18 protein-coding genes and 2 pseudogenes are annotated in these 18,893 nt (G+C 74.9%); 10 read left to right on the plus strand and 10 right to left on the minus strand.

What is annotated here, in order from left to right; translation table 11 throughout:
• Positions 1–18: 18 nt before the first annotated feature.
• Complete coding sequence (locus ACWCV9_RS30285) at positions 19–924, minus strand: universal stress protein (RefSeq protein WP_450791305.1); 906 nt, start codon at positions 922–924, stop codon at positions 19–21.
• A gap of 309 nt (positions 925–1,233) precedes the next feature.
• On the opposite strand from ACWCV9_RS30285, the pseudogene ACWCV9_RS30290 reads away from it, so the two are divergent.
• From ACWCV9_RS30290 to ACWCV9_RS30305, 4 genes and pseudogenes are all read left to right on the plus strand, one after another.
• Positions 1,234–1,758 (plus strand): annotated as a pseudogene (locus ACWCV9_RS30290) (nicotinate phosphoribosyltransferase); the annotation flags it as partial.
• A 158-nt stretch (positions 1,759–1,916) separates the two neighbouring features.
• Positions 1,917–2,225 (plus strand): DUF1918 domain-containing protein, encoded by a 309-nt coding sequence (locus ACWCV9_RS30295; RefSeq protein WP_450791307.1) that lies wholly within the window; start codon positions 1,917–1,919, stop codon positions 2,223–2,225.
• Complete coding sequence (locus tag ACWCV9_RS30300; RefSeq protein WP_450791309.1) at positions 2,209–3,090, plus strand: universal stress protein; 882 nt, start codon at positions 2,209–2,211, stop codon at positions 3,088–3,090. The genes ACWCV9_RS30295 and ACWCV9_RS30300 overlap by 17 nt, the downstream gene beginning before the upstream one ends.
• Before the next feature lie 179 nt (positions 3,091–3,269).
• Positions 3,270–4,010: a class I SAM-dependent methyltransferase gene (locus ACWCV9_RS30305; protein WP_450791311.1), complete on the plus strand. Its 741-nt coding sequence runs from the start codon at positions 3,270–3,272 to the stop codon at positions 4,008–4,010.
• Between the two features lie 27 nt (positions 4,011–4,037).
• Here ACWCV9_RS30305 and ACWCV9_RS30310 read toward each other — a convergent pair whose 3' ends face one another.
• From ACWCV9_RS30310 to ACWCV9_RS30335, 6 genes are all read right to left on the minus strand, one after another.
• On the minus strand, positions 4,038–4,901 hold the full coding sequence (locus ACWCV9_RS30310) for a universal stress protein (RefSeq protein ID WP_450791313.1): 864 nt from the start codon (positions 4,899–4,901) through the stop codon (positions 4,038–4,040).
• A 147-nt stretch (positions 4,902–5,048) separates the two neighbouring features.
• Positions 5,049–5,510, minus strand: coding sequence for a universal stress protein (locus ACWCV9_RS30315; protein WP_450791315.1), 462 nt, complete (start codon positions 5,508–5,510; stop codon positions 5,049–5,051).
• Between the two features lie 341 nt (positions 5,511–5,851).
• Complete coding sequence (locus ACWCV9_RS30320; RefSeq protein WP_450791317.1) at positions 5,852–8,263, minus strand: glycoside hydrolase family 65 protein; 2,412 nt, start codon at positions 8,261–8,263, stop codon at positions 5,852–5,854.
• Complete coding sequence (locus tag ACWCV9_RS30325; protein WP_450791318.1) at positions 8,260–9,105, minus strand: universal stress protein; 846 nt, start codon at positions 9,103–9,105, stop codon at positions 8,260–8,262. Before ACWCV9_RS30325 ends, ACWCV9_RS30320 begins: the two co-directional genes overlap by 4 nt.
• A gap of 128 nt (positions 9,106–9,233) precedes the next feature.
• Positions 9,234–9,923 (minus strand): ABC transporter ATP-binding protein, encoded by a 690-nt coding sequence (locus tag ACWCV9_RS30330; RefSeq protein WP_450791320.1) that lies wholly within the window; start codon positions 9,921–9,923, stop codon positions 9,234–9,236.
• Positions 9,920–11,008: an ABC transporter permease gene (locus ACWCV9_RS30335; RefSeq protein WP_450791399.1), complete on the minus strand. Its 1,089-nt coding sequence runs from the start codon at positions 11,006–11,008 to the stop codon at positions 9,920–9,922. Before ACWCV9_RS30335 ends, ACWCV9_RS30330 begins: the two co-directional genes overlap by 4 nt.
• Before the next feature lie 181 nt (positions 11,009–11,189).
• On the opposite strand from ACWCV9_RS30335, the pseudogene ACWCV9_RS30340 reads away from it, so the two are divergent.
• The 4 genes and pseudogenes from ACWCV9_RS30340 to ACWCV9_RS30355 form a co-directional block, all read left to right on the plus strand.
• Positions 11,190–12,398: pseudogene (locus tag ACWCV9_RS30340) on the plus strand (sensor histidine kinase); the annotation flags it as partial.
• Positions 12,399–12,928: 530 nt separating this feature from the next.
• On the plus strand, positions 12,929–13,573 hold the full coding sequence (locus ACWCV9_RS30345) for a response regulator (RefSeq protein WP_450791322.1): 645 nt from the start codon (positions 12,929–12,931) through the stop codon (positions 13,571–13,573).
• 196 nt (positions 13,574–13,769) lie between these two features.
• The gene (locus ACWCV9_RS30350) at positions 13,770–14,786 is read left to right on the plus strand and encodes an Acg family FMN-binding oxidoreductase (protein ID WP_450791324.1); all 1,017 of its coding nucleotides are present in this window, start codon (positions 13,770–13,772) and stop codon (positions 14,784–14,786) included.
• Positions 14,783–15,232 (plus strand): CBS domain-containing protein, encoded by a 450-nt coding sequence (locus ACWCV9_RS30355; protein ID WP_450791325.1) that lies wholly within the window; start codon positions 14,783–14,785, stop codon positions 15,230–15,232. The genes ACWCV9_RS30350 and ACWCV9_RS30355 overlap by 4 nt, the downstream gene beginning before the upstream one ends.
• Positions 15,233–15,263: 31 nt before the next feature.
• Here the strand turns inward: ACWCV9_RS30355 and ACWCV9_RS30360 are convergent, their stop codons facing one another.
• Positions 15,264–16,133, minus strand: a complete 870-nt coding sequence (locus ACWCV9_RS30360) for an MBL fold metallo-hydrolase (protein WP_450791327.1) — start codon at positions 16,131–16,133, stop codon at positions 15,264–15,266.
• A 219-nt stretch (positions 16,134–16,352) separates the two neighbouring features.
• On the opposite strand from ACWCV9_RS30360, the gene ACWCV9_RS30365 reads away from it, so the two are divergent.
• Positions 16,353–17,285, plus strand: a complete 933-nt coding sequence (locus tag ACWCV9_RS30365; RefSeq protein ID WP_450791329.1) for an aminoglycoside phosphotransferase family protein — start codon at positions 16,353–16,355, stop codon at positions 17,283–17,285.
• 78 nt (positions 17,286–17,363) lie between these two features.
• Here ACWCV9_RS30365 and ACWCV9_RS30370 read toward each other — a convergent pair whose 3' ends face one another.
• Positions 17,364–17,846: an AAA family ATPase gene (locus ACWCV9_RS30370; protein ID WP_450791331.1), complete on the minus strand. Its 483-nt coding sequence runs from the start codon at positions 17,844–17,846 to the stop codon at positions 17,364–17,366.
• Between the two features lie 117 nt (positions 17,847–17,963).
• On the opposite strand from ACWCV9_RS30370, the gene ACWCV9_RS30375 reads away from it, so the two are divergent.
• Positions 17,964–18,425, plus strand: a complete 462-nt coding sequence (locus ACWCV9_RS30375) for a pyridoxamine 5'-phosphate oxidase family protein (RefSeq protein WP_450791333.1) — start codon at positions 17,964–17,966, stop codon at positions 18,423–18,425.
• Positions 18,426–18,444: 19 nt separating this feature from the next.
• Here ACWCV9_RS30375 and ACWCV9_RS30380 read toward each other — a convergent pair whose 3' ends face one another.
• On the minus strand, positions 18,445–18,885 hold the full coding sequence (locus ACWCV9_RS30380; RefSeq protein ID WP_450791335.1) for a hydrolase: 441 nt from the start codon (positions 18,883–18,885) through the stop codon (positions 18,445–18,447).
• Positions 18,886–18,893 lie beyond the last annotated feature (8 nt).

Consider the following 18,893-nt stretch of genomic DNA (forward strand, 5'->3'; position numbering starts at 1 on the left):
TTGTGGTGTCACGTGGCGTCACTCGTGCGGGACCACGGCCACCGGGGCCACGACGTGGTGCAGCACCGCGTGGGCGACGTGGCCGATGTGGGCGCCGACCGGACGGGGGCGGACGCGCCTGCCGACGACGACCAGTGAGGCGTCGTGGCATGCCTGCACCAGTATCTGCGCGGCGCTGCCGCACCGGCTGGCCTCGAGCACCTCGACGTCGGGGAACTTCTGCCGCCAGGGGCGCAGCAGCTCGTTCAGGGCCGTGGCCTGGCCGCGCTCGAGCTCGTCGTACAGCTCGGCGTCGCCGTAGAAGCGGTAGAAGGAGGTGGGCGGCTCGTCCCAGCCGTGCACGGCGCGCAGCCCGGTGCCCCGGCGTACGGCGGCGTCGAAGGCGAACTCGATCAGACTCTCGTGCGGGGTGGAGATGTCGAGGCCGAGGACCACGGGCCGGTAGGGGGTGGCTGCGGACGGCACGCCGGCCGGGTCCTTCTTGTGCTCGTCGGCGGCCTGTTCGCCGGCCCGGACCAGCACCACCGGGCGTTCCGCGTGGGCGAGGACCGACATGCTGACCGAGCCGACCATGAAGCCGCCGATCCCGCCGAGGCCGCGCGATCCCATGGCGAGCAGCTCGGACGCGGCGGCCGCCTCGGCGAGGGCCGCGGCCGGGTTCCCGGTGAGCTGGTCGGTGAGCACCTCGAGGCCGGGGTGGCGCAGCCGGATGCCCTCCGCGGAGTCGCGTGGGATGCTCTCGCTCCAGTGCTGGTGGGTCTCGCTGCCGAGCAGCGGCGCCTGGCCCAGACGTTCGGTGACGGGCTCCGACACATGGACGATCTTCAACGGCAGGTCGCGCAGCTCGGCTTCGCGAGCCGCCCATTCCGCGGCGGCACGGCTCTCGGGAGAGCCGTCGAGGCCGACGGTGACGGTTCGGGGCATGGTCCACCTCCCGGAGCGTGGGATCCCGGGGGCATGGGATCCGACTCCAGCGTCGTGACGCCGTGCCCGCGGCGTCAGGGGCCGCAGGTCCCTGCCCGGGACCGACCGGCCCCGGTGGGACCGGGCGCGGCGCTGCTCTCCCGGAGGCGGCACGGTCCGGGAGGGGGCGTTTCGGAGGTGCGGGGGTGGCGGCCCAGCGGGCGGTGACCGCCACGCCGCTGTGGCATCTGCGTGGCATCTGCGGGTGCTGGCGGGCTGGCTGCCGGCGGGGGGCGGAGGCCGGCTGCTCGTACCGCTGGCCGCAGCGTCGAAGGCGGCCGCTGTGTGCTGGCCGCCGCCGGACGACCGGTCGTGGACTTCTCGCAGTGACGGCCCTCGGCATCCCCGCCTCGGGCACCATGGCGCACTCCTACGTCGAGACGTTCCCGGCGAGGAGGAGGCCTTCCGGGCCTTCGCGCGCTGCCGTCCCGGACCGGTCACCTTCCTCGTGGACACCTATGACACCGAGGCGGGCGTGCGGATCGCGGCCCGGGTGCCGGCCGACCTGCACCGGGGTCCCGGCTGTGCGGTCCGGCTGGACAGCGGTGACCTGGACGCGCCGGCGCGGCGGGCCCGCGCCGTGCTGGAGGCCGCCGGGCTGACCGACGTACGGATCGTCGCGAGCGGCGGGCTCGACGAGTACGGCGTGGACCGGCTGGTGCGCGCAGGCGCCCCGACCGATGTGTACGCCGGCGGCACCCGCGTCGGCACGGCCGCGGACGCGCCGTATCTGACGCGGCGTACGACGGCCGGCCGATGATGAAGCTGCGGTCCGCCCCGGGCGGTCCCGGGCGCTGGAGGAGCTGACCGCACGGGTGCGCGCGGACTTGGAGAGCCGGATCCCCGCAGGGCCGACGGGCCGCTCCCCGGGACCAATGGCCCCTGGCAGCGCCCTCGCGCGGAGGCTTGCATGGGATCGCGGCGGCACTTGCCGCGGCGAGGAGGCGAGGGCGATGACCGCGACCGCATCGCCGGAGCGGGGCGACCGCCCCGCTCCCGGCCACGACCCCCCGACGACCGGCAGCACCATGCACGCCCGGGTGGGTGACGAGATCGTGGTCCGCGGCACCACGGCCGGTGTGATCAGCCGGGACGGCGAGATCGTCGGCCTGCACCATCGGGACGGCACTCCGCCGTACGACATCCGCTGGGCGGAGGACGGGCGGGTCACCCTGTACTTCCCCGGCTCCGACGCCTTTGTCCGGCATCTGACGCACGCGCACGAGCCGCCGAGCGGAGGCGACCATGACCACGCCCGGTGACCGCGGACCCATCGTGGTCGGTGTCGAGGCCGACCCCACCCGGCGGATGGCGCTCGCCTGGGCGGCGGACGAGGCGGCTCGTCGGCGGCTGCCGTTGCGCCCGGTGCTCGCCGAGGGCGTGCCGACCAGGGGCGACCGGGGCCGGTCGGTGCCGCCGTCCTGGGCGGGCTGGAACGAGGAGCTGCACCGCGACGGGAAGCAGGTCCTGGAGGACGTCGTGGACTTCATCACGGCGCGCCGTCCGGAGGTCGAGGTCGACGCGGTGCTCGCCGAGGGCGACGCCCTGTGGGTGCTGCGGGAGCAGAGCCGTGCCGCCACGGCCGTCGTGCTGGGTTCCTGGCATCTGGGCCGGGCCGAGGAGCTGTTCGGTTCGGCGTCGATCGCCCTGCCCCTCGTGGCGCACGCGCGGTGCCCGGTGGTCGTCGTACCGGAGGCGGAGCACGTCACCCAGGATCCCGCGCACTACGTCGTCGGTGTCGACGGCAGCGCGCACTCGGCGGCCGCGGTCGACCTCGCCTTCGAGGAAGCGGCCCTGCGGGGCGCCCGGGTGCGGGCCCTGTACGTCTGGCAGGCGGGTCCGCTCGGGGTGCTGGACCAGCACGCGGCGCAGCAGGAGTGCCGCCGGCTGCTCTCGGAGACGGTGGCGGGCCGGCAAGCCCGCTACCCCGAGGTGGACCTGCGGCACGAGCTGATCGTGGGACATCCCGTGCAGGTGCTCACGCAGGCGTCGGCGCACGCGCTGGGTCTGGTGGTGGGGACCCGGGGGCACGGGGGCTTCGCGGGCATGCTGCTGGGCTCGGTGAGCCAGGGCGTTCTGCACCACGCCCGCTGCCCGGTCATCGCCGTGCCGTCGCAGGCCCGCTGAGGCGGTCTCCCCCGGCCCTCGTACATCGCGCCGGTACGGCGTCCGGATCGTTGTGCCTTCAGCCAGTACGACGTCCGGCCGGCGTGCCGGAAGACTGCCCGCCAGTGGCCACGGCCGGTCCCGGGCGCGGGGGCGGTGCCGGAGCCGGAGACCATGACGAGGACGGGGAGGACGGCACGGTGAGCGTGCAGCAGTACGACGAGATAGGTGAGGCGTTCGAGGGTTTCAAGTCGCTGCCGCTGGCGCGGTACGCGGAGGTTCCCGGTTTTCTGGCCATCGTCGGGGACGTGAGGGGCAGGTCGGTCCTCGACCTGGCCTCCGGCACCGGCTTCTACAGCAGGGAGTTCCGGCGGCGCGGCGCGGCGGAGGTGCTCGGGATCGACATCTCCGGGGAAATGGTCGCGGCGGCGCGGCGGTTCGAGGAGAGTGAGCCGCTCGGGGTGCGCTATCAGGTGGGCGACGTCTCCCGACTTGCCCCTCTGGAACGGAAGTTCGACATCGCCACGGCGGTTCAGCTGCTCAACTACGCGGAGGACGCCGCGGCCATGGAGCGGATGTGCCGCGCCGCGCACGAGAGCCTGATGCCGGGCGGCGCGTTCTTCCTGCTCGGCCAGACGCCCGACTTCCGCTTCGACGGACCGTCCCCTGCCACGTACGGCTTCCGCGCCGAGCTGACCGGCGAGGAGGCCGAGACCGGACCCCGGGTGCGGGTCACGGCGCTGCTCGACCCGCCGATCTCGTTCGTCTCCACCCTCCCGCGCCGCGAGGTCTACGAGGAGTGTCTGCGGGCGGCCGGGTTCGGGGAGGTGACCTGGGTCCCGCTGGAGGTGTCCGACGCCGGCGTGCGCAGGTACGGCGCCGACTACTGGGCGGACTTCCACGCCAATCCGCCGCTGGAGATGCTGCGCTGCCGCGCCTGAGCCGGCCGGTGAGCCCGAGCCGACCGGTCACGGGAAGTCCGGTACCACCGCGACGGGGCAGTCGGCGTGGTGCAGCACGGTGTGCGCCACGCGCCCGAGCTGGAGTCCGCCCCCGCCGCGGCGCCGCGACACGCCGACCACCAGGAGATCGGCGGTGGCGGACCGCTGGAGCAGTGCCTGGCGGGCCGGTCCCTCGAGGACAGACCGGTGCACCCGCACCTCCGGGTGCTCGGCCGTGGGCTCCGCGAGCAGCGTGTCGATCAGCGCGGCGGCCTCCTCCGCGTACGGCAGGCCGGTGCTTTCGGTGAGCAGCGGGTGCGCGGCGGGCTGGTGGGCGGGGCGGCGCCAGGCGCGGACGGCGTCGAGTGGGCACTTGCGGGCCGCTGCCTCGCGCACCGCGAACCGGCTCGCCGTCCCGCTGGTGCCGGGTTCCCCGACGCCGAGCACGACCCGGCCGCGGGTGCCGGCGACACCCGCCGCGCTGCCCCGGACCACGATCACGGGTCCGGTGGCGCGGCCGGCGACGGCGAGTCCGACGGAGCCGAGGAGCAGGCCTTGGAGTCCGCCGCGGCCGCGGCACCCGGTCACCAGGGCGGTGGCGTTGTGGCCCTCGTGCAGCAGCACGTCCACCGGGTCGTCGGCGAGCACCGCGCCTTCGACGGGTACGGCGGGGGCCCGGCGCCGGGCCCGTTCCCCGGCGCGCGCGACGACTGCGTCGCCGTCGTCCGGCTGATCCGCCGACGGCACGGACCGGTCGTCGTACCGCTCCCACAGGGAGGCGTACACGAGCCGCAGCGGAAGGCCGTGCAGCGCGGCCTCGTCGGCCGCCCAGTCCACGGCCAGCAGGCTGGAGTCCGAGCCGTCGACACCCACCACCAGGGGCAGACGCATGGTCCTCACCGCCTTTCGCCGGACCGGCGGCACCACGGGGGCGGTCCCGCTTCCCACGCTCACACAGCCGGGGCGGCGACCGCATGGGCAGGACGGCCCTTCCGGCCGGCAACGGACCCCCTGATCCGAGGAGCCCGGTCCCGGGGGTCAGGTCACGCTCTCCTGACGCACGGTCTCCTCACGCACGATCACGACCGGGCAGTGCGCGTGCTGCGAGACATGCTGGCTGACGGAGCCGAGCAGGGCGCGGGCGAACCCGTTCCGGCCGCGGCTGCCGACGACCAGCACCTCGGCTCCTTCGGCGGCCCGCAGCAGCACCTCGGCGGGGTTGCCGTGCGCGAGGAGGGAGCGGACCGCGCCGGCGGCCTCCGCACCGAGCACGTCGGTCAGTTCCGTGCGCATGCGCTGCCGTGCCTCTTCCTCGTCGACGTCTGTGTCCACGGCGGGCGCCGACCAGCCGTACAGCCCCGGCAGTTCCCACGCCGTGACCGCGTCCACGGTGCCGCCGGCGAGACCGGCATAGCGCACGGCCCAGCGCAGCGCGGCGTACGAGGACGGCGACCCGTCGACACCCACCACGATCCGCGGTCCGGAGACCTCGCTGTCCATGTGTCCACCTCTTCTGCGGCTGACCGGCCCCCGTTGCTTCCACGCTGCACGCGGCAGGCCGATCCCGCCACGGCAGCGGCTCCGGGGTGTGACGGCGGGCCGCGGTCAGCGGCGGTGGCGGGCGGTCCGGTCGGCTACCACGCGTTCCCACTCCCGGCGCCGGCGGGTGCGCCGCCACCGGTCGAGGGAGCGGTCCTCGGCCGGCCCCACCCCGCCCGTGACGGCTGCGCCGGCGGGCGCGGCCGCGCAGCCCACCGCGACCCGGCGGTCATCGGCACCGGCGCGTGGAATCCGGCGGGCAGGGGCCGGACGGGGCGCCGTTCGGACTTGCCGAGCGGGACTCAGCGGTCCAGCGTGAGCCGGACCGTTTCGCCGGGCCGGACGCAGACGGCGCGCTCGGCCAGGCGTACTTCGATCGGCTGCCGGTCGGAGGGCGGCACGGTGATCTCCATGGCCCGGTGCCGCAGGCGCAGCCGTACGCCCCAGTGGCCCTGGTAGCGCAGGGCGAAGCCGTACGACGACAGCTCCGGCAGCGGTACGGGGTCCAGCCACAGGGCGCCGTCCCGGGTCTCCAGTCCGGTCAGTCCCCGCTGGACCAGGTCGAGCGTGCCGGCCATGGCGCCCAGGTGGACGCCCTCCCCCGTGGTGCCGCCCTGGAGGTCGGCGATGTCGCCGCGGAGCGCTTCCTGACAGAAGGTCCAGGCCTCGGCGCGCCGAGCCCGGGCCAGCACCCAGCCGTGCACCAGGCCGCTCAGCGTGGAGCCGTGGCTCGTGCGGTCCAGGTAGTAGTCGACGGTCCGTGCCCAGGTCTCGTCGTCCAGGCGGTAGCCCAGGCGGCCGAAGAGCGCGCGCAGTTCGGACGGCGCGAACAGGTAGCCGAGCATGAGGACGTCGGCCTGCTTGGACGCCTTGTAGCGGTTGACGCTGTCGCCCTCCGCCTCCAGGATCCGGTCCAGCCGCCGGATGTCGTCGTACCGCTTGCGGTAGCCGTCCCAGTCGAGTTCGAGGAGGTCCTCGTACCCGGAGAACTGACTGACGACCCCGTCGTGGAAGGGCACGTACAGCCGGCGGGAGATCTCCTCCCACTGCTCCAGCTCGCCGTCGTCCAGCCCGGTGCGTTCGGCGAGCTCGCGCAGTCGCGGCTCCGGGAGCGCGCGCAGCGCCTCGCCCGCCCGGGCGAGCACCCAGGCCGCCGTGACCGTGGTGTAGGCGTTGTCGTCGAGGCCGGCGGTGCGGGCGTCCGGGTAGGCGTCGTGGTATTCGTCGGGGCCCATCACCCCGCGGATGCGGTAGCGGCCGAGGTGTTCGTCGCGGTCGGCGGAGTCCGCCCAGAAGCGGGCGATCTGGAGCAGCATCTCGGCACCTTTGGTGTGCAGGAAGCCGGTGTCGCCGCTGGCCTCGCAGTAGTGCCACACGTTGTAGGCGATGGCCGAGCCGACGTGGTGCTGGAGGTGGGAGTGGTCCGGCAGCCAGCGCCCGGAGCGGGGGTTGAGGTGCAGTTTCTGGGTCTCCTCGCGGCCGTCGCCGGCGCTCTGCCACGGGTACAGGGCGCCGCGCCGCCCGACGGCCCGCGCCGCCCGGCAGGCCCGCTCCAGCCGCCGGTGCCGGTACTCGAGCAGCGCCCGCGACACCTCGGGGAAGTGCAGGTCGAGATAGCGCAGGGCGAACAGTTCGTCCCAGAAGACATGGCCGCGGTAGGCCTCGCCGTGCAGTCCCCGGGCGGGCACGCCGACATCGAGTTCGGCGGTGTGCGGGGAGAGGGTCTGGAGCACATGGAACAGGTGCAGCCGCAGGATGTGGCCGGGCTCCGCGGGCACGTCGAGATCGGCGCGGCGCCACAGCTGGCCCCAGGCCATGGCGTGGGTCCGCACGAGTTCCTCGAAGGGGGGCGCGCTGCGCACCCGGTCGACGGCGGCGCGCAGCGGGTCGCCGATGGCGGGGTCGCGTGAGGTGTGCAGCGCGACGATCTTGTCGACGGTGTGGGTGCGGCCGGGGCTCAGCGCCAGGCGGGTGCCCTGGACGGCGCGGGTGCCCTCGGCCCCGCGGTGCGGCGGCCCGTCGGCGGTGAGGCGGGCGGCCATGCCGACGCGGATGTCGGAGTGGCGGGTACGGCAGCGCAGCCACACGGTGTCCGGGGAGGGGGCGGTGCCGGCGTGGACGGACGTCAGATGGTGTCCGTCGAGGTCCCGGTAGCGCTGGACGCCCTGGTTGACGACAGCGCCGTCCAGGGCGGCCTCGACGTCGAGGTCCGCGGTGAAGTTCTCCGCCGTGAACTCGGTGCGCAGCGCGGCCAGATGCGGGTCGGCCATGTGCACCAGCCGCAGCTGGCGCAGCGCCAGCACGCGTCCCGCGCCGAGGTCGTAGCGGGTACGGCGCTCCAGCAGGCCGGTGTCGAGGTGCAGGGTGTGCCGGTGCTCCAGCACGCTCGCCGCCCCGGGGGTGAGCCACGGGCCGTCGGTGAGCCGGAACCGGAGCACGAGCCAGTTGGGGAGGTTGACCAGGTCCTCGTTCTCCACGAGCCGGCCGGCGATGTGCGAGGTGAGCCGGTCGTAGCAGCCGGCGGCGTAGGTCCCCGGGTAGTGCACGTCGTCGGCGGCGCATTCGGGCAGGGCGCCGCGGGTGGCGACATATCCGTTGCCGAGGGTGCACAGCGCCTCCCGGAGGCGCTCCCGCCCGGGGTCGTAGCCGTCGTACTCCCAGATCCACGCGGGCGCGGCGGTCGGTTCCGGTGGTGGTGCCTCGGCGGTGCTCATGCCTGGCGCGGCACGGTCGCGACGGGGCACTGGGCGTGGTGCAGCAGCGTGTGGCCCACGGGGCCCAGCTGGAGGCCGAGGCGGGCGGTGCGGTGTTGGGTGCCGACGATGACGAGGTCGGCGGCGGCCGACAGCTCCACCAGGATCCGGCCCGCCGGTCCTTCGCGCGGCCGGCGGTGCGTACGGACGCGTGGATGTGCGGCGACCGCGTCCGCGAGCAGCGCGTCGAGCCGGGCCGCCGCCGTCTGCCCGTCGTCGGCGCGGGTGCCGTGGGCGGGGCTGCGCCAGGCGTGCACGACGTCCAGGGCGCAGTCGCGTGCCTCGGCCTCGCGGAAGGCGAACCGTACGGCGTCGGCGTCGGTGTCGGCGTCCCCGAGGCCGAGCAGGATCCGCCCGTGTGTCCCGCACACCCCGGCCCGGTCGCCGCGCACCACCACGACGGGGCAGCGGGCCTGGCCGGCGACGGTGAGCCCGACCGAGCCGAGCAGCATCGCCGCGAGCTGGCCGCGGCCGCGGGACCCCGTCACCAGCAGGGCGGCCAGGTCGCTCTCGTGGACGAGGGCGGTCGCGGCGTCCTGCGGCACGATGTCGGTGGTGACCTTCACCCCAGGGGCGCGCCGCTCGGCGCGCTCGGCCGCGGAGGCCACGACATGCTCGGCCATCACCTGCTCGGCGGGGCGCCCCGGGTCGACCGACGGCAGCGCGCCCTCGTACCGCTCCCAGAGGGAGGCGTGGACGAGCCTGAGCGGCAGTCCGTGGCGGAGTGCCTCGTCCGCGGCCCAGTCGAGCGCCCGGAGACTCGAGTCCGAGCCGTCGACGCCCACGACCAGAGGGAGTGTCATCGTCGCCACCGCCTTTCCCGAGCTGCCGGCACCCGCGGCACTGGGGCTGGTTTCAGCCTGGCAGGGCCGGTCGGGCGGGGCGAGAGGCCCTTCGGCCCTGCCCGGGCGGCGTCCGGCCCCGCACGCGCTCAGCCGGTGCCGGTGCGGGCCGGCGTGCCGAGCCGGCCGTCACGGACCTCGACGATCCGGTCGGCGGCGGCCAGCTGGGCGCGGTCGTGGGTGACGAGCACCGTGGCGGTGGCCCGCTCGTGGGTGAGGCGGGTGATCAGGTCGATGACGGCGGCGCCGCGTTCGTGGTCGAGGGCGCTGGTGGGCTCGTCGACCAGGAGGACGGTGGGCTCGTTCATCAGGGCGCGGGCGATGTTGACGCGCTGTCGCTGGCCGCCGGAGAGCTGGTGGGGGCGGCGTCCGGCCTGGGCGGCGAGGCCGACCGCGTCGAGCAGCTCCATGGCCCGGCGGCGGGCGCCGGAGGTGGAGCGGCCGTCGAGGTGGGCCATGACCTGGAGCTGTTCGACGGCGGTGAGGGCGGGCAGCAGGTTGGGCTGCTGGAAGACGATGCCGATGGAGCGGCGGCGCAGGGCCGCGCGTTCGGCGCGGCTCAGGCCGGTGGTGCGGGTGCCGTCGACGGCGACCGTGCCGGCGTCGGGGGTGACGAGGGTCGCGGCGACCGCCAGCAGGCTGGACTTTCCGGACCCGGAGGGGCCGACCACCGCGGTGAGGCTGCCCTTGGGCACGTCGAGGCTGACCCGGTCGAGGGCGGTCAGGCGGCCGTCGCCGTCGGGGTAGGTGAGGGTGACATCGGTCAGGTGCAGGCTCATCGGGCGCTCCCGAGGGCGGTCAGCGGGTCGACGGAGGTGATACGGCGGATGGCCAGGGCAGCTCCGGCCGCGCCCAGGAAGATCATCACGGCGGCCGGGAGGAGGAGGGTCGCGGGGCTGAGCAGGAACGGCACGGTGCCGCCGGCGAGGAGGGCTCCGACGCCGGTGGCGAGCGCGGTGCCGGTCAGGGTGCCCGCCGTGAGCAGGACGACGGCCTGGCCGAGCGCGTCCTTCAGGAGGGTGGCCGTGGAGGCGCCGAGCGCCTTGAGGACGGCGACGTCGGCGCTGCGCTGGATGGTCCAGACGGTGAAGAAGGCGCCGATGACCAGGGCGGAGATGGCGAACAGGAAGCCGCGCATCAGTTGCAGGGAGCCGTTCTCGGAGCGGTAGGAGCCGATCGCGGCCAGCGAGCCGTCCTTGGTGAGGGTCTTCGTACCCGCGGCGGCGTCCGCGGCCCGGACGTCGACGCCGGGTGCGGTGTTCAGGGCGATCACGGTCGCGGTGGGGCCGCTGCGGGTGCCGGTAGGCGGTGCGGTTCTCGACCAGACGGCGAGGCTGGTCCAGATCACCGGGGTGTGGCTGAAGGACGCGTCGCCCCGCACGGCGGCCACGGTGAGCCGCTGCCCGGCCAGGGTCACGGTGTCCCCGGGGTGCAGCCGGAGATCGTCGGCGGCGGTCCGTGACAGGACGACGGTACGGGCCCCGGGGGCGCCGCCTGCGGGTGGCAGATGGGAGCCCGGTGCGACCCCGAAGGCGGACACGACGGCGCTGCGGCTCCCGGCGGTGGCCTTGGTGGTGGTGATGCCGAGCGGTTCGGCGCGGGTGACGCCGGGGGTCCGGGCCCAGCTGCGCCACTGCCGTTCGGTGACGGTCGAGTCGGAGTACGACAGCTGCTGTCCGCCGCCGGGCGCGCCGAAGGCGATCCGGTCGACGGCCAGGCCGGTGACGGCGGAGATGTTCTGCCGGCCCAGCCCGGCGGTCAGTCCGGACAGCAGTCCGACCAGCAGGGTGATCAGCACGATGACGGTGCCCATGAGGGCGAAGCGGCCCTTGGCGAACCTCAGGTCTCGGTAGGCGACGAACACGGCGCGGCTACGGCCTTTCACGGTGGAGGCGAGGGGGGTGGTGGTGTGTCACCAACGGTCCCCGGCGGCCGCCCGCGGGGCATCTGGCGGGCGGCACCACTTCGGGAGCCGAAAGGGGCGGAGCAGTTTGTAACTTTCGATGGAGGCCCGGTACGGCCGCTGTCCTTAGGCTGGGAGGACTGTGAACGTCTCCCTCCGCACTCCGGCCCCGACCACCCGCGCACTGACCTGGTGTCTGCACCTGCTCGTCGTCGGCCTGCTCGCCCTGTCCGCCGTCCGTGCCGTCACTGCGGGCGGTCCGCGCGCCGGTGCGGTCGTCGCCGTGGCCGCGGTGTGCGGGCTGGTGTACGCGGCCGGGTTCCTCCTGCGCCGGGCCGGCCGGGTCCGGCGGGCCGCCGCCTGGTGGCTGGCCGCCGTGGGCGCCGTATGGCTGGTGCTGCTGGCGCTGACCGCCGACGGGGTGTGGGTGGCGTTCCCGCTGTACTTCCTGGAGCTGCACCTGCTGCCGCGCCGGTCCGGGGTCGCCGCGGTGGCGGCCACCGCACTCGCCGCGATCACCGCCTTCGCCGCCCACCAGGGCTCCTTCAGCGCCGCGATGGCGATCGGGCCGGGGCTCGGCGCGGCGGTCGCCGTCGCGGTGGTGTGGGGCTACCAGGCCCTGTACCGGGAGAGCGAGCAGCGGCGGCGGCTGATCGAGGAACTCACCGCCACCCGTGCCGACCTGGCCCGCGCCGAGCACGCCGCCGGTGTCCTCGCCGAGCGGGAACGGCTCGCCCGGGAGATCCACGACACGCTGGCGCAGGGGCTGTCCAGCATCCAGTTGCTGCTGCGCGCCGCCGAGCGCGCGCTGCCGGACACCGCGGAGCACGCCGCCCGCTATGTGGGCCAGGCCCGGCAGGCGGCCGTGGACAATCTCGCCGAGGCCCGCCGCTTCGTCGCCGCGCTCACCCCTCCGGCGCTGGACGGCAGCACGCTGGCCGACGCCCTGGAACGGCTCTGCGCCACCACCTCCGCACGGCACCAGCTCGCCGCCCGCTTCCAGGTCACCGGCACACCTGTGGCGCTGCCGACCGCGCACGAGGTCGCACTGCTGCGCGTCGCCCAGTCCGCCCTGGCCAACACCGTCCGGCACGCCCGTGCCACCCGCGCCGAGGTCACCCTCGGCCATCTCGGCGACCGGGTCACGGTGACCGTCCGGGACGACGGCACCGGCTTCGACCCCGACCGGCTGCCGGCACCCGACCCCGAGGCCGGCGGCTTCGGCCTGGCGGCGATGCGCGCCCGGTTGCAGAGCCTGGGCGGCTCCCTCACCGTCGTCTCCACCCCGGGCCAGGGCACGACCCTGACCGCGGGACTCCCCTACGCGGGGGCGGCTGGTGTGGGGGCAGAGAGCGGTCTGGGGGCGGAGGACGGGCCGGGGGCCGAGGGCGTGCCGGGGGCCGGGAGCGTGCCGGGGGCCGGGAGCGTGCCGGGGGCCGGGAGCGTGCCGGGGGCCCAGAGAGGCCCCGGAACCGGAAGCGGACCGGTGTCCGAGACCGCCCCAGGTGTCGGCAACACACCGGCGACCGACCCCGGACAAGGCACCGCCACCAGACCAGCACCCGGAAACGGGCCTCGCCCCGGAAGCGGACCAGGTCCCGAGACGGAACCGGTGACCGAGCCCGAGGCAGTGACCGGAACCGGACCGGAAACCGAGCGCGGGCCGGGCACCGGCAACAGACCGGGAACCGGCACCGGCCCAGGAACCGGCAACAGACCAGGAGCCGGCACCCCGCCGGCAACCGGCACCCCGCCACGCGCCGGCACCACACCGGTGACCGACTATCAGGCACTGCCCGAGAATGGGCCGGACACACCGACCACGTCGGCCACCGGCGCATGCTCCGGGGCACCGACCGATTGCCGAGCCGAGGCCCGCCCGTGACCGACTCCCCCGTCCCCGCCATCCGCCTGCTCCTCGCCGACGACCACCCGGTGGTGCGGGCCGGGCTGCGGGCCGTGCTGGAGACGGAGCCCGGCCTGGCGGTGGTGGCCGAGGCGGCTACCGCCGAGGACGCGGTCACCCGTGCCGCCGTCGGGGACATCGACGTCGTCCTGATGGACCTCCAGTTCAAGGGTGGGATGAACGGCGCCGAGGCCACCTCCCTGATCACCGCCCGGCCGGACGCCCCGCGCGTCGTGATCGTCACGACGTACGACACCGACGCCGACACCCTGCCCGCCATCGAGGCCGGGGCCACCGGCTATCTCCTCAAGGACGCCCCGCCCGAAGAGCTGGCGGCCGCCGTACGGACGGCGGCCGCGGGGCGCACCGCGCTGGCCCCCGCGGTCGCCGACCGGCTGATGCACCGGCTGCGCGCGCCCGGCACCGCCCTGACCCGGCGTGAGACGGAGGTCCTCGGGCTGGTCGCCGAGGGCCTGTCGAACCAGGCCATAGGTGCTCGGCTCCATCTCACCGAGGGAACCGTCAAGTCCCATCTGGCCCGGGTCTACGCGAAACTCGGCGTGGACTCCCGTACCGCGGCCGTCGCCACCGCGACGGGCATGGGTCTCATCCGCCGCTGACGACGCGTCCGGAGCGGAGGCCGGTCCGCGCGGCGCAGGGGCCCGGTCGGCCCCGCGGTGGGGTCCGGGCGGCCCCTGCCCGGCACGGGAACTCGGCGCGCAGGCTGGACGCAGGACCCGGTCGCGGCGGGGCGCTCGCCCTGCCGGTCCGCCTGGCCCGGACGGCCGCCGGGGCCGGCACCGGAGGGAGGCCACCGTGACCATGCCACCCCTGGACCTGGACGAGGTCACCGCGCTCGTGGCGGACGCCGCGGCGGCGCCCTCGCTGCACAACACCCAGCCCTGGACCTTCCGCTTCCTGAGCGACAGCGGTGTGCTGCGCCTGTACGGCGACCCGAGCCGGGCCCTGGCGCGGACCGACCCGGACGACCGGGGCCTGCACCTCGGCTGCGGGGCGGCGCTGTTGAACCTGCGGGTGGCCGCCGCGGGGGCCGGCCTGGGTGCGGCCGTCCGGCTGCTGCCCGATCCGGCCGACCCGGCGCTGCTGGCCGAGGTGGACCTGCGCTCCACCGCGCCGCCCGACGCGTCCCTCGCCCTGCTGTACCCGGCGGTCCGCCGCCGGCACTCCAGCCGGCACCCCTACCGCGAGGACGAGCTCCCGGCCGGTGTGCAGCAGCGGCTGGCCGACGCGGCCCGGGCCGAGGGCGCGGAGCTGCTGTTCCCCGGTCCGTGGCATGTGTCGTCGATCCTCACCCTGGTGCGGGACGCCGAGGGCCGGGAGCAGCAGGATCCCGGTGTCCGGGGGGAGACCGCGTCGTGGGTCCGGTCCGGCCCGGCGCCCGACGGCGTCCCCACCGAGGCCTTCGGGCCGCGCCACCACGCCGGCGACAGCCCGGTACGCGACTTCGCCTCCGGCCGCCCGCTGCCCGGACGGGGCTGGGCGCGCTTCGAGCAGAACCCGCACATCGCCGTGCTGGGCACGGCCCACGACCGGCCGGCGGACTGGCTGCGCGCGGGCCAGGCCCTGGAGCGCGTCCTGCTCCTGGCCACCGTGGAGGGACTGGTCGCCTCGGTGACCTCCCAGCCGCTGGAGTGGCCGGAGCTGCGGTGGGCGGTGCGTGACCCGGGTTCCGCCATGGGCCATGTGCACATGGTGCTCCGGCTCGGCTACGGGCCCGAGGGGCGACCGAGTCCGCGCAGGCCGGTGTCCGATGTGCTGACCGTCGTGGAGGCCGGACACGTCATGGACGCTCGCCCGAGGAGTGAGCCGTGAAGGTGTCCGAGGTGATGACCGCACCGCCGGTCACCGTGCCGCCGCGGGTGTCCCTGGCCCGGGTGGTGCAGTGCATGGACGAGCAGGGCGTCGGCTGCGTGCTCGTCGTGGAGAACGGGACGCTGTGCGGCGTGGTCACCGACCGGGACCTCGCCGTGCGCGGGCTGGGCGGCGGGCTGGACGCGGAGACCCCCGTGGACAAGGTGATGTCGACGGACCTGGTCACCGTGCGGGCCTCGGCCGACGTGCAGGAGGCCTACCGGACCTTCCGCCGCTCGGCGGTGCGCCGCCTGCCGGTGCTGGACGGGCACCGCCCGGTGGGTGTGGTCGCGGTGGACGACCTGCTGCTGGACCTCTTCCGGCGGATGGCCGACCTGCTGGGGCCGGTCGCCTGGAGCGTGCTCCAGGAGCCGCCGGGCCCGCCGGGGGCCGTACCGGTCGACTGAACCGGCACCGCTCCCGTCCCGCGCAGGGGGTTCACCAGCGGACGGCCGTGAAGTCGACGGGCCGGGGCCGCAGCAGTCGGGTGCGGTCCGCGAGGCCGTGCAGTCGGCGGGACATCTCCTCGGCGGGCAGCCGGTGCCGGTCGCCGTGGCCCGGCAGGACCCACTCGAAGCGGATCCGCCCGGCCGTCCTGGTCAGGGAGCGGGCCAGCTCCTCGATGGAGTACCAGGTCACGCTGTCGGCGACTTCGAGATCGCCGGTCGTACGCGACCAGTAGAAGCTGTCGCCGCTGAAGCAGTACCGGTCGTCCGCGAGGTAGAGGACGCTGCCTTCGGTGTGGCCGGGCAGCGGGTGGACGGTGACGCCGGGGGCGATCTCCATCGGTTCGAGCCCGCGGATCACCTGGTCGGCGTCGGGGGCGGCGTCCAGGTCGCCCTCGTGGATCCACAGCCGGGCACCGAAGTGGTCGGCGTAGCGGCGGCCGTGTGCGACATGGTCGCGATGGGTGAGCAGTACGTCGGTGACGGGGCCGGACGCCGTGTAGCGGGCGGCCAGCGCGCTGCTCCAGCGGGGGGTGTCGATCATCATGAAGGTGCCCGACGGCCGCCGCAGGAGGTAGGAGTTGGCTCCGGCGGTGCGGGTCGAGTTGTGGCCGCAGATCAGCACGCCGTCGTCCAGCGCCAGCGGGAACGGGTCGAGTGCCGGGTCCGCGTGCCCGGTTCCCGGGCGGATGGAACGGGTGTGGCAGGCGAACACGGCCGCGTGTAAACGGCGGTTCTCCGTCTCGTTCTCGGGCTGGCGCAGCATCCGGGAGCGTCCGTCGGCCTCGCCGATCAGGTCGGGTGCGAACTGCCGGGCGACATCGCAGTTGGTGCACCGCTCGTCGACGTACCAGTGGTCCATGTCAGGACTCCTTCCGGGAAAGCGGCCCCGACCGGGCCGCCCCGTCAGGGATATCCCTTCCGGGGATGAACCGGTAGGCCCTGCCGGTCTTGTATGTGACGCTGCGTGCTGCTCTCCCCTTCCCGTCATGATGCAATTTGACCCGTTTCGCCGCCCTCATGCATCACCGAGGGCCCCCTTGTCCGGGATGACCGCGGGGCGGGCGCGTAGGGTGCCGGGATGATCGAGGTACCGGAGACGTTCGCCCGGAGCACCGTCGCGCGCGAGGGTGCGGCCGGAGCGGCATGGATCGCCGAACTGCCGGAGATCCTGGAGGAGTTGCTCGCGGGCTGGGGGTGTGTGCAGGACGGTGGCGTGCTGCACGGAGGGGTGGGTGTCGTCGTCCCGGTGCGGCGGCGGGACGGATCGCCGGCCGTGGTGAAGGTGTCGTTCCCGCATCCCGGCAATGTCCACGAGCCGGACGCGTTCGCCGTCTGGGGCGGGCGGGGCGCCGTGCTGCTGCACGAACGCGACGACGACCGCTTCGCGATGCTGCTGGAGCGCGCCCGGACGACGACGCTGGCCGACGCCGAGGACGGCGACGAGCTGGTGACGGTCGCCGGCCGCGTCGGGCACCGGCTCGCCGTCCCCGCCCCGCCCGGCCTGCCCCGGCTGCGGGAGCGGGCCGACGCGTGGGAGTCGGAGCTGCGCAAGGACGCCGTGGAGCCGGGGCACGGCCTGTCGGAGCGTACGGTGGACGCGGCGGTGGCGACGGTACGCGAGCTGGGCCGCAGTCAGCCGGACCTCCTCGTCCACGGCGATCTCCACGCCGGCAACATCCTGCGCGCCGACCGGGAGCCCTGGCTGGCCGTCGACCCCAAGGGCTGTGCGGGCGACCCGGCCTACGACGCGGGCGCGCTGCTGAAGTCACGCGCGCTCGCGCTGGTCACGGCGGACGACCCCCGCCGGGCCGCCCACCGCGTCCTGGACGTCTTCGCCGACGCGGCGGAGCTGGACCGGGTGCGGGTACGGCGCTGGGCCCACTTCCATGTCGTCCAGGCCGTGTTCTGGGGCCGTCGGCACGGCTTCCGCAGGGCCCGCGGCGGACCGGAGCGAGACGACCTGGTCGCTTTCGCGGCCGCGCTGGCGGAGCTGCTCACGGACGCAGCCTGACCGCCCCCCGTGCCCGTCACCGCCGCGCGGGCGGTCCGGCATCCCGTACGACCAAGCCACCCCGCGCCCCGGCATACGTCACCGCTGCGCGGGCGGTTCGGCATCCCGTACGACGAAGCCGCCCCGCCCGTCGAACCGCACCTCGCGCACCGCGTCGAACCCGTCCGCCATCGAGGGCCTGCACAACCGCTGGAGCGTGCCCAGCACCCCGACGTCCGGCACCCTCTCCCGACCCTCCCGGGCAGCGTTGCGCCGCAGCGAACCGGCCACGTCGGGCGGGAACCAGTACGCGGTGACGGTGGCCCCGTACGCCCGGGCCAGCTCCACCAGCGGGCGCCACTCCAGTGGCGAGGGGTTGGTGTTGTCCACGGCCACCGACCGGCCCGCCGCCAGGTGCTCCGCGATCAGCCGCAGCTGCCGGTCCTGCTTGTTCCTGGCGCCGCGCGGGAACAGGCCCTTGCTGACCAGCTCGTGGCCCTCGGCCAGGCACTGCCCGTAGAAGGTGGACTTGCCGGAGGCCTGCAATCCGACCAGCACGGCCAGGTCCGTCGCTGTCGCCATGCCGCACACGATGCCACGCGTCCCGCGCCGTCCGCTCGTCCGGGCCGGCCCTCGGTCCTGCGGTGTAGGTCCATCGGCTCAGGCGCGCCGCGCGGGCCGCGGCTAGGGTCGGCTGCCATGCACACGTCCGACACACATCTTCGGGGCAGGCCGGAGCGGAAACGGGACACACTGGCCCGGCTCGCGTCCGAACGGGACATCTGGCTGGCCACTGCACACCCTGCGCACGGCCCGCACCAGGTACCGCTGTGGTTCCTGTGGGACGGCCGGGCGGTGTGGATGTGCACCGGCGCGGCCTCCGCGACGGCACGCAACGTCCGCGCCGAGCCGCGAGTGCGCCTGGCCCTGCCGGACAGCTTCGATGTGGTCCTGCTCGAGGGCGAGGCCGAATGCTTCCCCGACACGGAGGTCCCCGAGGAGGCCGCGGAGGCCTTCACCGGGAAGTTCGGGTGGGACCCGCGCACCGAGGACAGCCCCTTCCTCTACCTCCGCGTGGCGCCGCGAACGGTACGGGCCTGGCGCGGCGAACGGGAGCTGCGCGGCCGGGTCGTGCTGCGCGACGGGGTGTGGCTGGACTAGTGCACCGACCCGGTCGGTCTCAGCCGGCCGGGCTCCGCTCCCTGCCGACCACACGCTTGACGCCGATGACGACCCGGTAGCGCGGCCGGGTCGCGAACTCCGCCATCTCCCAGACTGCCGGGCGCCCCACCTCCGCGCACAGATGCAGCACCCGCCCTTCCCCCACCCAGACACCGACATGGGCGCCGTAGGCATCGTCGGTGGCGTTGAACAGCACCAGGTCGAGCGGCCGGGCGACCGGTACCCGGGCCGTCGCCCGCGTGTCGGCCCACAGGTCACTCGACCGCAGGGCGGGCGGAGTCAGACCGAAGTGCCGGAGCACCTCGTAGGCGTACAGCTGGCAGTTCGCCCCCTCCGCCAGGCCGGGAAGGCCGGCCACCGCCGAGGACCCCGGAAACCGGGAGCCCACGTAGGGCACCGTCCAGAAAGCGGGCGGCAGTTCGCACAGCACCGGCTCCATGAACGCGT

It is taken from the genome of Streptomyces sp. NPDC001606, from assembly GCF_053596835.1.

Coding starts and splice junctions, on each gene's coding strand:
- ACWCV9_RS30285 (WP_450791305.1), bottom strand. CDS start 924: ATGCCCCGAACCGTCACCGTCGGCCTCGACGGCTCTCCCGAGAGCCGT.
- ACWCV9_RS30295 (WP_450791307.1), top strand. CDS start 1,917: ATGACCGCGACCGCATCGCCGGAGCGGGGCGACCGCCCCGCTCCCGGC.
- ACWCV9_RS30300 (WP_450791309.1), top strand. CDS start 2,209: ATGACCACGCCCGGTGACCGCGGACCCATCGTGGTCGGTGTCGAGGCC.
- ACWCV9_RS30310 (WP_450791313.1), bottom strand. CDS start 4,901: ATGCGTCTGCCCCTGGTGGTGGGTGTCGACGGCTCGGACTCCAGCCTG.
- ACWCV9_RS30315 (WP_450791315.1), bottom strand. CDS start 5,510: ATGGACAGCGAGGTCTCCGGACCGCGGATCGTGGTGGGTGTCGACGGG.
- ACWCV9_RS30320 (WP_450791317.1), bottom strand. CDS start 8,263: ATGAGCACCGCCGAGGCACCACCACCGGAACCGACCGCCGCGCCCGCG.
- ACWCV9_RS30325 (WP_450791318.1), bottom strand. CDS start 9,105: ATGACACTCCCTCTGGTCGTGGGCGTCGACGGCTCGGACTCGAGTCTC.
- ACWCV9_RS30330 (WP_450791320.1), bottom strand. CDS start 9,923: ATGAGCCTGCACCTGACCGATGTCACCCTCACCTACCCCGACGGCGAC.
- ACWCV9_RS30360 (WP_450791327.1), bottom strand. CDS start 16,133: ATGGACCACTGGTACGTCGACGAGCGGTGCACCAACTGCGATGTCGCC.
- ACWCV9_RS30365 (WP_450791329.1), top strand. CDS start 16,353: ATGATCGAGGTACCGGAGACGTTCGCCCGGAGCACCGTCGCGCGCGAG.
- ACWCV9_RS30370 (WP_450791331.1), bottom strand. CDS start 17,846: ATGGCGACAGCGACGGACCTGGCCGTGCTGGTCGGATTGCAGGCCTCC.
- ACWCV9_RS30375 (WP_450791333.1), top strand. CDS start 17,964: ATGCACACGTCCGACACACATCTTCGGGGCAGGCCGGAGCGGAAACGG.
- ACWCV9_RS30380 (WP_450791335.1), bottom strand. CDS start 18,885: ATGGAGCCGGTGCTGTGCGAACTGCCGCCCGCTTTCTGGACGGTGCCC.